The organism is Streptomyces sp. M41 (genome assembly GCF_043673425.1).
GTDB lineage: Bacteria > Actinomycetota > Actinomycetes > Streptomycetales > Streptomycetaceae > Streptomyces.
In genome coordinates, this window is record NZ_JBIMKE010000067.1 from 1 (window position 1) to 1129 (window position 1129).

Sequence of the window (1129 nt, forward strand, 5' to 3'; positions counted from 1 at the left end):
CTAGTGACCTGAGTCAGAGATTCGTCGGCAGTATGCGGCGACTTTGTCGAGGATCTCGTCTGCGGTCTTCGTCCAGACGAAGGGCCTTGGGCTGTCGTTCCAGTCGGCAAGCCAGCTGCGGATGTCGCGTTCCAAGGCCTGGACGGAGCGGTGGACACCGCGTTTGAGCTTCTTCTGTGTGAGCTCGGCGAACCACCGCTCCACCAGGTTCAGCCAGGACGAACTCGTCGGCGTGAAGTGGAGATGGAAGCGCGGGTGCGCCAGCAGCCACTTCTTGATGGCGGGTGTCTTGTGGGTGATGTAGTTGTCGAGGATGAGATGGACGTCGAGGTCTGCGGGGACTTCCTTGTCGAGCTTGACCAGGAACTTCTTGAACTCGACGGCCCGGTGGCGCCGGTGCAGGGAGCCGATCACCTTCCCGGTGGCGACTTCGAGTGCGGCGAACAGGGTGGTGGTGCCGGCGCGGACGTAATCGTGACTGCGGCGTTCGGGCACGCCGGGCACCATCGGCAGGACGGGCTGGGATCGGTCGAGGGCCTGGATCTGGGACTTCTCGTCCACGCAGAGCACCAAGGCTTTCTCTGGCGGGTCGAGATACAGGCCCACCACGTCACGGACCTTGTCGATGAACAGCGGGTCCGTGGACAGTTTGAACGTCTGCGACCGGTGCGGCGCGAGCGCGAACGCCCGCCAGATCCGCGAGATGGCCGACTGCGACATGCCCGTGGCCGCCGCCATCGACCGTGTCGACCAATGAGTGGCGTTCTTCGGCTTCTCCTCCAGCGTCTTGACGATGACCCGCTCGACGTCAGAGTCGGTGATCTTCCGCGGGACACCGGGCCGTGGCTCGTCGGACAGGCCGTCCAGGCCGCGTTCGAGGAAGCGCCTCCGCCAGGTGCGGACCGTGTCCGGAGTGATCCGCAGCCGACGTGACACCTCCATGATCGAGTGCCCTTCGGCACACTCCAGCACGATCCGCGACCGCTGGGCCAGCGCCTGAGCCGTCGTGCGGCGACGTACCCAGCCCTCCAGCACGGCCCGCTGGGCATCGGTCACCGACAACGGCGGAATCTTCGGACCCGGACGACTCATACCGAACCAACGACGAATCTTCGACTCAGGTCACTAG

General features: G+C 64.9%; 1 protein-coding gene. It reads right to left on the reverse strand.

What is annotated here, in order from left to right; all coding sequences use genetic code 11:
- A complete protein-coding gene (locus tag ACHBTE_RS35695; RefSeq protein ID WP_394729923.1) occupies positions 1–1092 on the reverse strand; it encodes an IS630 family transposase in 1092 nt (363 codons plus the stop codon).
- Positions 1093–1129: the final 37 nt, after the last annotated feature.